This is a genomic window from Ramlibacter henchirensis, from assembly GCF_004682015.1.
GTDB lineage: Bacteria > Pseudomonadota > Gammaproteobacteria > Burkholderiales > Burkholderiaceae_C > Ramlibacter > Ramlibacter henchirensis.
This window is the reverse complement of the sequence record NZ_SMLM01000001.1, coordinates 1,700,639-1,714,256: the sequence shown is the minus strand read 5'-3', so window position 1 is coordinate 1,714,256 and position 13,618 is coordinate 1,700,639. Positions and strand designations below refer to the sequence as shown.

The 13,618-nt window shown below is 68.2% G+C and carries 11 protein-coding genes; 10 read left to right on the top strand and 1 reads right to left on the bottom strand.

Annotated elements, in window-relative coordinates; all coding sequences use genetic code 11:
• The first annotated feature begins 46 nt into the window (after positions 1-46).
• The 10 genes from leuS (at position 47) to gshB (ending at position 13,202) form a co-directional block, all read left to right on the top strand.
• Complete coding sequence (leuS, locus tag EZ313_RS08470; protein ID WP_135262728.1) at positions 47-2,692, top strand: leucine--tRNA ligase; 2,646 nt, start codon at positions 47-49, stop codon at positions 2,690-2,692.
• A complete protein-coding gene (locus tag EZ313_RS08465; RefSeq protein WP_135262727.1) occupies positions 2,692-3,177 on the top strand; it encodes an LPS-assembly lipoprotein LptE in 486 nt (161 codons plus the stop codon). Before leuS ends, EZ313_RS08465 begins: the two co-directional genes overlap by 1 nt.
• Positions 3,178-3,287: 110 nt before the next feature.
• Positions 3,288-4,523: an ornithine--oxo-acid transaminase gene (gene rocD / locus EZ313_RS08460; protein WP_135262726.1), complete on the top strand. Its 1,236-nt coding sequence runs from the start codon at positions 3,288-3,290 to the stop codon at positions 4,521-4,523.
• A gap of 49 nt (positions 4,524-4,572) precedes the next feature.
• The gene (gene holA, locus EZ313_RS08455; RefSeq protein ID WP_135262725.1) at positions 4,573-5,643 is read left to right on the top strand and encodes a DNA polymerase III subunit delta; all 1,071 of its coding nucleotides are present in this window, start codon (positions 4,573-4,575) and stop codon (positions 5,641-5,643) included.
• Between the two features lie 46 nt (positions 5,644-5,689).
• Entirely contained in the window at positions 5,690-6,988 is a 1,299-nt protein-coding gene (locus tag EZ313_RS08450) for a glutamate-5-semialdehyde dehydrogenase (protein WP_135262724.1), read from the top strand.
• Positions 6,988-8,004: a DUF6352 family protein gene (locus tag EZ313_RS08445; protein WP_240788565.1), complete on the top strand. Its 1,017-nt coding sequence runs from the start codon at positions 6,988-6,990 to the stop codon at positions 8,002-8,004. The genes EZ313_RS08450 and EZ313_RS08445 overlap by 1 nt, the downstream gene beginning before the upstream one ends.
• 93 nt (positions 8,005-8,097) lie before the next feature.
• The gene (gene gshA, locus EZ313_RS08440; RefSeq protein ID WP_135262723.1) at positions 8,098-9,393 is read left to right on the top strand and encodes a glutamate--cysteine ligase; all 1,296 of its coding nucleotides are present in this window, start codon (positions 8,098-8,100) and stop codon (positions 9,391-9,393) included.
• A gap of 127 nt (positions 9,394-9,520) precedes the next feature.
• The gene (locus tag EZ313_RS08435) at positions 9,521-11,389 is read left to right on the top strand and encodes a potassium transporter Kup (protein WP_135262722.1); all 1,869 of its coding nucleotides are present in this window, start codon (positions 9,521-9,523) and stop codon (positions 11,387-11,389) included.
• Positions 11,390-11,467: 78 nt separating this feature from the next.
• Positions 11,468-12,181 carry a glutathione S-transferase N-terminal domain-containing protein gene (locus EZ313_RS08430; RefSeq protein WP_135262721.1) on the top strand — a complete coding sequence of 238 codons (714 nt, stop codon included), beginning with the start codon at positions 11,468-11,470 and terminating at the stop codon, positions 12,179-12,181.
• Positions 12,182-12,245: 64 nt separating this feature from the next.
• Complete coding sequence (gene gshB / locus EZ313_RS08425; protein ID WP_135262720.1) at positions 12,246-13,202, top strand: glutathione synthase; 957 nt, start codon at positions 12,246-12,248, stop codon at positions 13,200-13,202.
• On the opposite strand, the gene EZ313_RS08420 is transcribed toward gshB, so the two are convergent.
• A complete protein-coding gene (locus EZ313_RS08420) occupies positions 13,192-13,539 on the bottom strand; it encodes a DUF1428 domain-containing protein (RefSeq protein WP_135262719.1) in 348 nt (115 codons plus the stop codon). The two genes, gshB and EZ313_RS08420, sit on opposite strands and share 11 nt — an antisense overlap.
• Positions 13,540-13,618: the final 79 nt, after the last annotated feature.

Sequence of the window (13,618 nt, the reverse complement as noted above, 5' to 3'; positions counted from 1 at the left end):
GGCCTTGCGCCCCGGGCTCGCAGCAGGCCCATCCTAGAATTCCGCCATGCAAGAAAAGTACAACCACCTCGAGGTCGAGCGGGACGCGCAGGCGCACTGGACCGCGCGCGACGCCTACCGCGTGGTCGAGGATGCGCGCAGGAAGAAGTTCTACGCCTGCTCCATGCTGCCCTACCCCAGCGGCAAGCTGCACATGGGCCACGTGCGCAACTACACGATCAACGACATGTTGACGCGCTACCTGCGCATGAACGGCTACAACGTGCTGATGCCCATGGGCTGGGACGCCTTCGGCCTGCCGGCGGAGAACGCGGCGCTGAAGAACGGCGTGCCGCCGGCGAAGTGGACGTACGAGAACATCGCGTACATGAAGGGCCAGATGCAGGCGATGGGCCTGGCCATCGACTGGTCCCGCGAGGTCGCCACCTGCGATCCCGATTACTACAAGTGGAACCAGTGGCTGTTCCTCAAGATGCTGGAAAAGGGCATCGCCTACCGCAAGACCCAGGTCGTCAACTGGGACCCGGTCGATCAGACGGTGCTGGCCAACGAGCAGGTGATCGACGGCAAGGGCTGGCGCACCGGCGCGGTGGTGGAAAAGCGCGAGATCCCGGGCTACTACCTCAAGATCACCGACTACGCGGGCGAGCTGCTGGACCACGTGCAGCACAAGCTCCCGGGCTGGCCGGAGCGCGTCAAGCTGATGCAGGAGAACTGGATCGGCAAGAGCGAGGGCGTGCGCTTCGCGTTCACGCACGACATCCGCGACGCCGAGGGCCGGCTGATCGGCGACGGCCGCATGTACGTCTTCACCACGCGCGCCGACACCATCATGGGTGTCACGTTCTGCGCCGTCGCGCCGGAACATCCGCTGGCCACGCACGCGGCGCGCAGCAACCCGAAACTCGCCGCCTTCATCGAGGAATGCAAGAGGGGCGGCACCACGGAAGCGGAGCTCGCGCTGCGCGAGAAGGAAGGCCTGCCCACCGGGCTGGCGGTGTTCCATCCACTCACCGGCGAGCCGATCGACCTCTGGGTGGGCAACTATGTCCTCATGGGCTACGGCGACGGCGCCGTGATGGGCGTGCCGGGCCATGACGAGCGCGACTTCGCGTTCGCGCTCAAGTACAACCTGCCCATCCTGGAGGTGGTGCACGTCGACGGCGAGACCTACGACTACCACCGCTGGCAGGAGTGGTACGCCGACAAGGAACGCGGCATCACCATCAACTCCGACAACTTCAGCGGGTACAACTACCAGCAGGCCGTCGATGCCGTGGCCCATGCGCTGGAGCAGAAGGGCCTGGGCGAGAAGAAGGTGACCTGGCGCCTGCGCGACTGGGGCATCAGCCGCCAGCGTTACTGGGGCACGCCGATCCCGATCATCCACTGCGAGCAGCACGGCGCCGTGCCCGTGCCGGAGAAGGATTTGCCGGTGGTGCTGCCGCAGGACTGCGTGCCCGACGGCAGCGGCAACCCGCTGAACAAGCGCGAGGACTTCCTTGCCTGCAGCTGCCCGGTGTGCGGCAAGCCCGCGCGGCGCGAGACCGACACCATGGACACCTTCGTGGATTCGTCCTGGTACTTCATGCGCTACTGCGACCCGAAGAACGACCGCGCCATGGTGGGCGAGGGCACGCAGTACTGGATGCCGATGGACCAGTACATCGGCGGCATCGAGCACGCCATCCTGCACCTGCTGTACGCGCGCTTCTGGACCAAGGTGATGCGCGACCTGGGGCTGGTGAAGATCGACGAGCCCTTCACCCGCCTGCTCACGCAGGGCATGGTGCTCAACGAGGCCTTCTCGCGCACCGGCGACAAGGCGGGCCGGCAGTACTACTGGGCGCACGACCTGGACATCGTGCGCGACGAGCACGCGCGCGTGGTCTCCGCCACCGCCAAGGCCGACGGCAAGCCGGTCGTGTACGAGGGCTGGACGACGATGTCCAAGTCCAAGAACAACGGCGTCGACCCGCAGGACCTGATCGAGAAGTACGGCGCCGACACGGCGCGGCTGTACACCATGTTCACGGCGCCGCCGGAGGCGACGCTGGAGTGGAACGATGCCGCGCTCGAAGGCAGCTACCGCTTCCTTCGCCGTGTGTGGCAATGCGGTCATCGCCTCGCGGGCGCTGCTTCGGTGGCGGGCTACGTGCAACGCCTGGGCGCCGCCGGCCACTTCGGCAAGCAGACGAAGGCGCTGCGACGCGAGGTGCACACGGTGCTCAAGCAGGTGGACTACGACTACGTCCGCATGCAATACAACACCGTCGTGTCGGGCGCGATGAAGATCCTGAACGCGCTCGAAGACTTCAAGGGCGCGGGCGAGCAGGGCGCCGACACCGCGGTGGCCGAAGGCTTCGGCATCCTGCTGCGGGTGCTCTATCCGGTCACGCCGCACGTCACCCATGCGCTGTGGGAAGAGCTGGACTACATCGGCTCGCACGGCGAGCTGCTCGACGCGCCCTGGCCCAAGGTGGACGACGGCGCGCTGGTGCAGGAAGAGGTCGAACTGGTGCTGCAGGTCAATGGCAAGCACCGCGGCTCGGTGTCCGTGCCGGCGGGCGCGAGCAAGGAGGAGATCGAGCGGCTGGCGGTCGCCAGCGAGGCCTTCGCCAAGTTCGGCGGGGGTGCCACGCCCAGGAAGGTGATCGTCGTGCCGGGCCGGCTCGTCAACGTGGTCGTGTGATGGAACGCCGCCTGTTCCTGGCCGGCTGCGCCGCGCTAGCGGGATGCGGCTTCGAGCTGCGCAAGCCGCCCGACTTCGCCTTCCGCAGCATCGCCATCCCCGCCGCCGGTCCGCTGGCGAACGAGCTGCGCCGCACCATCGGTTCGGCCGGCGCCGTGCAGGTGACGCCTCGCCAGGCCCCGCCCGAGCAGGCGCAGGTCGTGCTGGACCTGCTGAACGAGCAGCGCGAAAAAGTGGTGGTGGGCCTCAACGCGAGCGGCCAGGTGCGGGAGTTCCAGCTGCGCTCGATCATCCGGTTCCGCCTGCGCACGCCGCAGGGGCGCGAGCTGATCCCCGAGACCGAGCTGGTGCAGCAGCGCGACATCAGCTTCAGCGAATCCGCCGTGCTGGCCAAGGAGGCCGAGGAGTCGTTGCTCTACCGCGACATGCAGACCGACCTGGTGCAGCAGTTGATGCGGCGCCTGGCGGCGGTCAAGACCGTTTAGCGCTTAACCCTGACGGGCTATCGGCTCGAGGCGTTCTCCGACGCTGTTGGACGGGACCGAGGCCTAGACTGGCTCAACAAGGGCCGTTCCCCGGCCCTGGGAGAGCCGCCATGGACAGCCAGGCCGGACCCGGAAGCCGCGACTACGTCGCGCTGGAGGCGCGCTACGGCGCGCGCAACTACCACCCCGTACCCGTTGTCGTGGACCGGGCGCTCGATTGCCTGGTGTGGGACGTCGAAGGCCGCGAGTACATCGACATGATGGGCGCGTACTCGGCCGTGAGCCATGGCCACCTGCACCCGCGTCTGGTCGCAGCGGCCCAGCGGCAGCTCGGGAAGGTGGCGGTGACTTCGCGCGCCTACTACGGCAACACGCTCGGCCCCTTCCTCGCCAAGCTGTGCTCGATCGCCGGGTTCCAGCGCGCGCTGCCCATGAACACGGGCGCCGAAGCCGTCGAGACCGCCATCAAGTGCGCGCGCCGCTGGGGCTATCGCGTCAAGGGCATCCCGGACGGGCAGGCCGAGATCCTCGTCGCGCGCGGCAACTTCCACGGGCGCACCAACACCATCATCGGTTTCTCCAGCGAGCCCGAGTACCGTGCCGGCTTCGGTCCGTTCGCGCCGGGCTTTCGCCACTTCGACTTCGGCGACATGGCCAGCATCGAGGCGGCGGCCACGCCCAACACCTGCGCCGTGCTGATCGAGCCGATCCAGGGCGAGGCCGGCGTGATCGTGCCGCCGGCCGGCTTTTTCCGCGAGCTGCGCGACTGGTGCACGCGCAACCGCGTGCTGCTGATCGACGACGAGGTGCAGGCGGGCCTCGGGCGCACCGGCCGCTGGTTCGCGTTCGAGCACGAGGGCATCCGGCCCGACGCGCTGATCCTGGGCAAGGCGCTCGGCGGCGGGCTGCTGCCGGTCAGCGCCTTCCTGGCGGACGACGCGGTGATGGACGTCTTCAATCCGGGCAGCCACGGCTCCACTTTCGGCGGCAACGCACTCGCGGCGGCCGTGGCGCTGGAAGGGCTGCGCGTGATCGAGGAAGAGCGGCTGGTCGAGCGGGCCGCCGAGATGGGGCCTTATTTGATGCGCCGGCTGCAGGACGTGCAGGCAGCCGCGGGCCCGCTGATCCGCGACGTTCGCGGCCGCGGCCTGTGGATCGGCGTCGACATCGACCCGGCGCATGGCAGCGCGCGCCGACTGGTCGAGCGTCTCGCCGAGCGCGGCGTGCTGTCCAAGGAAACGCACGAGACGGTGATCCGCTTCGCGCCGCCGCTGACGATCACGCGTGAGTTGATCGACAGGGCGGTGGACATCTTCCGCGGAGTGGTGCTGCAAGGGCGGCCCTGACGCTCCATCGCGGCCGGGAATCGAGGGGCGCCACCTACAATCTGCGCCCATGCAGCTTGCCGCCGCCCAGCTGGCCGCCCATCTCGCCAAGGGCCTGAAGTCGCTGTACGCCCTGCACGGCGACGAGCCGCTGCTGGTGCAGGAGGCGGCCGACGCGATCCGCGCCACGGCGCGCACGCAGGGCTACACGGAACGCACCGTCCACACCGTGGCGGGCGCGCATTTCGACTGGAGCGAGGTGCTCGCCGCGGGTGGGTCCCTGAGCCTGTTCGCCGAGCGGCAGATCGTCGAGATCCGCATTCCCTCCGGCAAGCCGGGCAAGGAAGGCAGCCCCGCGCTGCAGCAGCTCGCGCAGAGCGCCGAAGGCAACGACAGCACGCTCACGCTGGTGCTGCTGCCCAGGCTGGACAAGATGACGCGCACCGGCGCGTGGTTCGGCGCGCTGGACAGCTACGGCGTGACCATCCAGATCGACGGCATCGAACGCGCGGCCCTGCCCCAGTGGATCGCGCAGCGCCTGGCCAGGCAGGAGCAGCGTGTCGCGACCGGCGAGGAGGGCCAGCGCACGCTGCAGTTCTTCGCCGATCGCGTCGAGGGCAACCTGCTCGCGGCGCACCAGGAAATCCAGAAACTCGCCCTGCTGTACCCGGCGGGCGAATTGAGCTTCGAGCAGGTGGAAAGCGCCGTGCTCAACGTCGCCCGCTACGACGTCTTCAAGCTCTCCGAAGCCGTGCTCGCCGGCCAGCTGGCGCGCGTGCAGCGGATGCTCGACGGACTTCAGGCCGAGGGCGAGGCGGAGGTGCTGGTGCACTACACGCTGGCGGAGGACATCCGCGCACTGAAGCGCGTCAAGGACGCGATGAGCGCGGGCCGGCCGCTGCCGATCGCCCTGCGCGAGCAGCGGGTCTGGGGGCTGAAGGAGCGGCTGTTCGAGCGCGTGCTGCCGCGCCTTTCCGGCACCGCGCTGGACAACCTGCTGCACGCCGCCCATGTGGTGGACGGCATCGTCAAGGGCCTGAAGGCCCCGGGCTGGCCCACCGACGGCTGGCAGGCGCTGCACCGGCTCGCGGGCGACCTGTGCCGCGAATGCGCGCCGGCCGCCGCGGCGCAGCGGCGCTGAATCCCGCATCCGGCGGGCGATCTCCCTGCAAGGGATAATCCCCCTCGTGAACGCGCTGAACGTCGCCGAATACATGCAGACGCTGGGCTTGCAGGCCCGGCAGGCCGCCACGCGCATGTCGTCCGCGAACGCGGCCGCGAAGAACGCGGCGCTGCGCTCGCTCGCGGCCAAGCTGCGCGCATCGACCGCGGCCCTTTTCGCCGAGAACGCGAAGGACATCGAACGCGCCCAGGCCGCCGGCCTCGCCGCGCCGATGGTCGATCGGCTGAAGCTCACGCCGAAGATCGTCCAGACGCTGGCGGAGGGCTGCGAGCAGCTCGCGGCCATGCCGGACATCATCGGCGAGATCCGCGGCATGACGCAGCAGCCCAGCGGCATCCGCGTCGGGCAGATGCGCGTGCCGATCGGCGTCTTCGGCATGGTGTTCGAAAGCCGCCCCAACGTGACCATCGAAGCGGCCAGCCTGTCGATCAAGAGCGGCAACGCCTGCATCCTGCGCGGCGGCTCCGAGGCGATCGAATCCAACAAGGGGCTGGCGCGGCTGGTACGCGAAGCTCTCGCCGAAGCCGGTCTCCCCGAGGACGCGGTGCAGCTGGTGCAGACCACCGACCGGGAGGCGGTGGGCCAGCTGATCGCGATGCCGCAGTTCGTCGACGTCATCATCCCGCGCGGCGGCAAGGGCCTGATCGAGCGCATCAGCCGCGAAGCCAAGGTGCCGGTGATCAAGCACCTGGACGGCAACTGCCATGTGTACGTCGACGATCCGTGCGACATCGACATGGCCGTGACCATCGCAGACAACGCCAAGACGCAGAAGTACAGCCCGTGCAACGCCAGCGAAGGCCTGCTCGTGGCGCGCGGCGTGGCGGCGCAGTTCCTGCCGAGGATCGGCGCGATCTATGCATCCAAGGGCGTGGAGATGCGCTGCGATCCCGAGGCGAAGACGATCCTGGCCAGCGGCCTCGACAAGCTCGGCCCGCACGGGCCGTTGCTCAAGGACGCGACGGAACAGGACTGGTACGAGGAATACCTCGCGCCGGTCATCAGCATCAAGGTAGTCGCGGGGCTCGATGAAGCCATCGCCCACATCAACCACTACGGCAGCCACCACACCGATGCCATCGTCACCCGCGACCACGTGCATGCGCAGCGCTTTCTGCGCGAGGTGGATTCGGCCAGCGTGATGGTCAACGCCAGCACGCGCTTCGCCGACGGCTTCGAATACGGGCTCGGCGCCGAGATCGGCATCAGCACCGACAAGTTCCACGCACGCGGGCCGGTCGGCCTCGAAGGGCTGACGTCGCTGAAGTGGGTCGTGCTGGGCCAGGGCGAGATCCGCCGCTGATGGCCATGCCCGACTTCTGGCCCGGCTGCGGCTGGCGACTGCTCGAACACGACGCGGACGGCCAGCTCCTCGTCACCGACGATTTCCTGCGCAGCCTGCTGCTGCGCCCCGAGCTAGCCCCCGTGCCCGAGTCCTGCGACAACGAGCGCGCGCTGCACCACTCGCTGCTCGATTCGCCGCGGCAAGAGGTCGACCCGCGCCGCCTGCAGGCGCTGTCCGATGAAGACGCGCGCGCCAACTACGCGGTCTGGCTGCGGTTCCGCAGCCGGCTGCTGGCGCGCCCGACGCTCGAGGGCAGCTACCTGCAGCTGTTCCGCGCCGACGTCGACGTGCCGCCGGTGCTGGTGCACCTGCTGACGCAGGTCCTGCTGCGCGAAGTGCTGGGCGACAACGCGACGCCGATGGAAGTCCGCGCGGCCGAGATGCTGTTCCGGCCGCAGCGCATCGCGATCCAGGAAGACGGCAACGTGATGGCGGCCGACGAAGAGACCGTCGAGCGGCGCGCGGAGGCCAGCTTCGCCGGCATCGGCGAGCTGCTGCGCAAGGCCGGCGCCACGCCGCGCACCGCGGAACTCGACGTGCTCGGCGAGGCCAACGCCGGCGAGTACTGGAACCGCAGCGAATCCTTCGATTTCGTCGTCAGCCTCAACCACGGCCAGCCCGCGCTCGCCGCGTTGTGCCGTGTGATCGAACGCTGGGTGCGGCATTTCCTCGCTCTGGACGTTCGTGTGCAGCCCGAGGGCGAGATCGACGACGAGCACTGGGTCTGGCACGTGGGCCTGGACGCGCAGGCCACCGCGGTGCTCAATGCGCTCTACCAGGGCGAGGACATCGACCCGGCGCAGGGCAAGCGCATGCTGTGCCTGTTCCGCATGGATTTCGAGGAGCCGCAGGCCCTGCTGCCGCAGGTGGCCGGCCATCCGGTCTACCTGGCGATGGCCATGGACGAAGCCAATCGATTGCGGCTCAAGCCGCAGAACCTGCTGCTCAACCTGCCGCTCGCCCGCCAGGGCTAGAGCCGCCGGCTCCCGGCCGCGGCTTGCAACCGGCGCGGCCGGCCCCAGCTTCCTACAATGGTTCTCGGATAACCCTCCTCGAGAGAGCGCTGCATGGTCCCCCACCTCATCACGGCCTTATCCGGGCCGATCAACGAACTCGAGGAACGCATCCTGGAGTCGATGCCCGCCATCGAGCGCTGGTTCCGGCTCGAGTGGATGGAGCACACGCCGCCGTTCTACACGTCGGTGGACGTGCGCAATGCCGGCTTCAAGCTGGCGCCGGTGGACACCAACCTCTTTCCCGGCGGCTGGAACAACCTGACGCAGGAAATGCTGCCGCTCGCGGTGCAGGCGGCGATGGCCGCCATCGAGAAGATCTGCCCGGAAGCGCGCAACCTGCTGGTCATCCCCGAGAACCACACGCGCAACACGTTCTACCTGGCGAACGTGCTGCAGCTCAAGCGCGTCTTCCACATGGCGGGCCTGAACGTGCGCATCGGCTCCATCAGCCCGGAGATCAAGGAACCGACCACGATCAACCTGCCCACGGGCGAATCGATCGTGCTGGAGCCGGTGGTGCGCAGCAAGACGCGCCTGGGCCTGAAGGACTTCGATCCCTGCACCATCCTGCTCAACAACGATCTTTCTGCCGGCCCTCCGGGCATCCTGGAGGACCTGCACGAGCAGTACCTGCTGCCGCCGCTGCACGCGGGCTGGTCGGTGCGGCGCAAGAGCCGCCACTTCCAGAGCTACGAGGAGGTGGCCAAGCGGTTCGGCAAGATGCTCGGCATCGACCCGTGGCTGATCAACCCCATGTACAACAAATGCGGGGAGATCAACTTCGCCGAAGGCTCGGGCATGGACTGCCTGACCACCAACGTCGACGCGCTGCTCACGCGAGTGCGCAAGAAGTACAAGGAATACGGCATCAACGAGAAGCCGTTCGTGATCGTCAAGGCGGACAACGGGACGTACGGCATGGGCATCATGACCGTGCGCGACGTCAAGGACCTGGACCAGCTCAACCGGCGCGCCAAGAACAAGATGGGCCTCGTCAAGGACGGCCAGGAGGTGCACGACGTCATCATCCAGGAAGGCGTGCAGACCTACGAGCGCATCCATGACGCCGTGGCCGAGCCGGTGGTCTACATGATGGACCGCTACGTCGTCGGCGGTTTCTACCGCGTGCATCCCGAGCGCGGCATCGACGAGAACCTCAACGCTCCCGGCGCGGGGTTCGTGCCACTGGCTTTCGCGGAGAGTACGCACTTGCCTCAGCCGGGGCAGAAGCCCGGCGCCAGCGCGCCGAACCGCTTCTACATGTACGGCGTGATCGGCCGCCTGGCCATGCTGGCCGCCAGCTATGAGCTGGAAGCCACCGACCCCGAAGCCGAAACCTACGACTGACTCCCCCCGGGCGAGTTGCTGCGCTGCAACATGGCCCAACCAAGGCCTTGGCAGCGGCGCAAAATAGCGCTCCCTCAAGGAACGGAACCCCGCCGCCGCCTCAGCCGGCGCCAAGACGGGGCCCCTCGTGCAAAGCTCGAAATCCTCGCTAGCCGCGCTGACCCTCGGCGCCATCGGTGTCGTCTACGGCGACATCGGCACCAGCGTCCTGTACGCCGTCAAGGAAGTATTCGGCTCGGGCCACGTCCAGTTCACGACCGGCAACGTGTACGGGATCCTCTCGATCTTCTTCTGGACGCTGACGGTCATCGTCTCGATCAAGTACGTGGTGCTCGTGCTGCGCGCCGACAACAACGGCGAAGGCGGGCTGGTCGCGATGCTGGCGCTGGCCTCGCAGGCGGTGAAGGACAGGCCGGACCTGCGCCGGGTGCTCCTCGCGCTGGGCATCTTCGGCACTTCGCTCTTCTACGGCGACGGCGTCATCACGCCCGCGATCTCGGTGCTGTCCGCCGTCGAGGGCCTGGAGGTCGTCTCGCCGCGCTTTTCGCAGTGGGTGATCCCGCTGACGCTGCTCATCCTGTTCCTGCTGTTCGCGGTGCAGAAGAACGGCACGGCGGGGGTCGGCCGCTACTTCGGCCCGGTCACGCTGGTGTGGTTCTTCACGCTCGCAGTGCTGGGCGTTGGCAACATCGCGCACCACCCCGAGATCCTGACTGCGATCAGCCCGCACCACGCGATCGGCTTCATGTGGTCGCACCCGGGCACCACCTTCATCATCCTGGGGGCGGTGGTGCTGTGCGTCACCGGCGCCGAGGCGCTGTACGCCGACCTGGGCCACTTCGGCAAGCAGCCGATCCGGATCGCCTGGTTCGCGGTGGCCATGCCGGCGCTCACGCTCAACTACTTCGGCCAGGGCGCGCTGCTGCTCGAACGGCCCGACGCCGTGAAGAATCCGTTCTACATGATGGCCCCCGAATGGGCGCTGCTGCCGCTGGTGGTGCTGGCCACCGCGGCCACCGTCATCGCTTCACAGGCACTCATCACCGGAGCCTTCAGCGTCACCAAGCAAGTGGTGCAACTGGGCTACCTGCCGCGCCTGAACGTGCAGCACACCAGCGTGCGCGAGACCGGCCAGATCTACATCCCGTTCGTCAACTGGGGCCTGTTCGTCGCCATCGTCCTGGCCGTGGTGCTGTTCCGCTCCTCGAGCAACCTGGCGGCTGCGTACGGCATCGCGGTGACGCTGGACATGCTGATCACCACCACGCTGACGTTCTTCGTCATCCGCTACGGCTGGAAGTACCCGCTGTGGCTGTGCATCGCTGCCACCGGCTGGTTCTTCCTCGTGGACCTCGCATTCTTCGCCTCCAACCTGCTGAAGCTGCTGCAGGGCGGCTGGTTCCCGCTGCTGATCGGCGGCGCGATCTTCACGCTGATGATGACCTGGAAGGAAGGCCGCAGCATCCTGAACGACAAGCTGCGCGCCGACGCCATCGACCTGCCGAGCTTCCTGGACGCGGTGTTCACCAGCCCGCCCATGCGCGTCGAAGGCACCGCGGTCTTCCTCACGGCCGAACCCGGCGCCGTGCCCAACGCGCTGCTGCACAACCTCAAGCACAACAAGGTGCTGCACGAGCAGAACCTGTTCGTCACGGTGCGCAGCCACGAGGTGCCCTGGATCGGCTTGAACAAGCGCCTGGACGTGGAGCCCCTCGGCCACAACTGCTGGCAGGTGGTGGTCCACTACGGCTTCATGAACGACTTCGACGTGCCTCGCGCCCTCGAGCCCATGCGCAAGCTGGGCTGCGAAGTGCAGCCGATGACCACCAGCTACTTCCTGTCGCGCGACGTGGTCGTGCCCACGATCGGCGGCGGCATGGCGCCCTGGCGCGAGAAGCTGTTCGCGCAGATGCACCACAACGCCAGCGCGGCGGCCGACTTCCTCAAATTGCCGAACAACGCGGTGGTGGAGCTGGGCTCGAAGGTCGAGATCTGAGCGTGCGGACCGCGTCCTAGCACGCCGCCTGATTCCCCGCGTGCGACGGGCCTTGGGGCGGCCGTGCTACGGTGCCGCATGCCCCAAGACCTCTCCGCCTTTCCCATCACCCGCAAGTGGCCGGCGCAGCACCCGGACCGGCTTCAGCTCTATTCGCTGCCTACACCCAACGGCGTGAAGGTCTCCATCGCGCTGGAAGAGACCGGCCTGCCGTACGAAGTGCACCGCGTCGACTTCGACAAGCACGACCAGCTCTCGCCCGAGTTCCTGTCGCTCAACCCGAACAACAAGATTCCGGCCATCCTCGATCCGGAAGGCCCGGGCGGCCGGCCGCTCGCGCTGTTCGAGTCGGGCGCCATCCTGCTGTACCTGGCCGAGAAGACGGGGAAGCTGCTGCCGCGCGATCCGGCCGAACGCTGGCGCGCCGTCCAGTGGCTGATGTTCCAGATGGGCGGCGTGGGGCCGATGTTCGGCCAGGTCGGCTTCTTCCATAAATTCGCCGGCAAGGCTTTCGAGGACAAGCGTCCCCGCGACCGCTACGTGGCGGAAGCGAAGCGCCTGCTCGCCGTGGTGGACGGGCAGCTCGCGCGCAACGCCTGGATCGCGGGCGAGGAGTACGGCGTGGCCGACATCGCGACCTTCCCCTGGATCCGCAACCTGGTCGGCTTCTACGGCGCCGGCGACCTGGTGGAGTTCGCGGGCCTCAAAAACGTGCAGCGCGGGCTCGACGCATTCCTCGCGCGGCCCGCGGTGCAGCGAGGCCTCGCGATCCCGGCGGCGCCCAAGCCCTGAGCGCCACGGCGCCACGCGTTTTGTGCAACAGTGGCGACGAGCCACCGCACGACCCGATCCCCAGATGAACCTGCTTTTCGTTGCCGACCCGCTGGAAGCCTTCAAGGTCTACAAGGACACGACCTTCTCGATGATGCGCGAGGCGCAGCGCCGCGGGCACCGCATCGCCGCCTGCGAGCCGCGCCACCTGGCCTGGCGCTCGGGCGCGCAGGTGCAGGCGACCGTGCGCGAGATCCAGCTCACGGGCGTCGACGACGACTGGTTCGTCGAATCCGCCACGTCGGTCCGCGCGCTGCGGGAGTTCGACGCGGTGCTGATGCGCAAGGACCCGCCGTTCGACTCCGAGTACTTCTACGCCACCCACCTGCTGGAGCAGGCCGAGCGCGAAGGCGCGCGCGTGTTCAACAGCCCGCGGGCGCTGCGCGACCATCCGGAGAAGCTGGCCATCATGGAGTTCCCGCAGTTCCTCAGCCCCACGCTGGTGACCCGCGACCCGGATGAGGTTCGGCGCTTCCACGCCGAGCACCAGGACGTGATCCTCAAGCCGCTGGACGGCATGGGCGGCATGGGCATCTTCCGCGTGCGCGGCGACGGCCTGAACCTCGGCGCCATCGTCGAGACGCTCAATGGCGCCGGCGCCACCACGCTGATGGCGCAGCGCTTCGTGCCGCAGATCACGCAGGGTGACAAGCGGGTGCTGGTGATCGGCGGCAAGGTCGTGCCCTTCAGCCTGGCGCGCATTCCGCAGGGCAGCGAAGTGCGCGGCAACCTGGCCGCCGGCGGCAAGGGCGTGGCCCAGCCCCTCACGCCGCGAGACCGCGAGATCGCGGAAACGCTGGGACCGGTGCTGGCCGAGCGCGGCCTGCTGCTCGTGGGCCTGGACGTGATCGGCGACTGCCTGACCGAGATCAACGTCACCAGCCCGACCTGCTTCCAGGAGATCACGCAGCAGAGCGGCTTCGACGTGCCGGCGATGTTCGTCGACGCGCTCGAAGCCGCCTGTGCGCGGCTCACTGGCTGACGAGCACCTCGAAGCCGCCGTAGATCATGCGCTTGCCGTCGAACGGCATCTGCATGTCCTTGAACAGCGGATCGGCCATGGCCTTGGCCATGCCCTCGTCGCGCACGGCCTTGGACGGCCACATGACCCACGAGAACACCACCGTCTCCTCCGGCTTGCGCTGCACGGCGAGCGGGAACGAGGTCAGCTTGCCTTCGGGCACGTCGTCGCCCCAGCACTCCACCACGTTCTGCGCGCCGCAGTCCTTCAGGACGCGGGCCGCGGCACGGGCGTGTTCGAGGTAGACGCCGCGGTTGGCGGTGGGCACGGCGACGACGAATCCATCCACGTATTGCATGTCGATCTCCTGTTGAGCCGGGCGACACGCGGGTGCCGCTCCACCGACACGACGAACGGCCGGTGCCGCATTCGACAGC

Coding starts and splice junctions, on each gene's coding strand:
- leuS (WP_135262728.1), top strand. CDS start 47: ATGCAAGAAAAGTACAACCACCTCGAGGTCGAGCGGGACGCGCAGGCG.
- EZ313_RS08465 (WP_135262727.1), top strand. CDS start 2,692: ATGGAACGCCGCCTGTTCCTGGCCGGCTGCGCCGCGCTAGCGGGATGC.
- rocD (WP_135262726.1), top strand. CDS start 3,288: ATGGACAGCCAGGCCGGACCCGGAAGCCGCGACTACGTCGCGCTGGAG.
- holA (WP_135262725.1), top strand. CDS start 4,573: ATGCAGCTTGCCGCCGCCCAGCTGGCCGCCCATCTCGCCAAGGGCCTG.
- EZ313_RS08445 (WP_240788565.1), top strand. CDS start 6,988: ATGGCCATGCCCGACTTCTGGCCCGGCTGCGGCTGGCGACTGCTCGAA.
- gshA (WP_135262723.1), top strand. CDS start 8,098: ATGGTCCCCCACCTCATCACGGCCTTATCCGGGCCGATCAACGAACTC.
- EZ313_RS08430 (WP_135262721.1), top strand. CDS start 11,468: ATGCCCCAAGACCTCTCCGCCTTTCCCATCACCCGCAAGTGGCCGGCG.
- gshB (WP_135262720.1), top strand. CDS start 12,246: ATGAACCTGCTTTTCGTTGCCGACCCGCTGGAAGCCTTCAAGGTCTAC.
- EZ313_RS08420 (WP_135262719.1), bottom strand. CDS start 13,539: ATGCAATACGTGGATGGATTCGTCGTCGCCGTGCCCACCGCCAACCGC.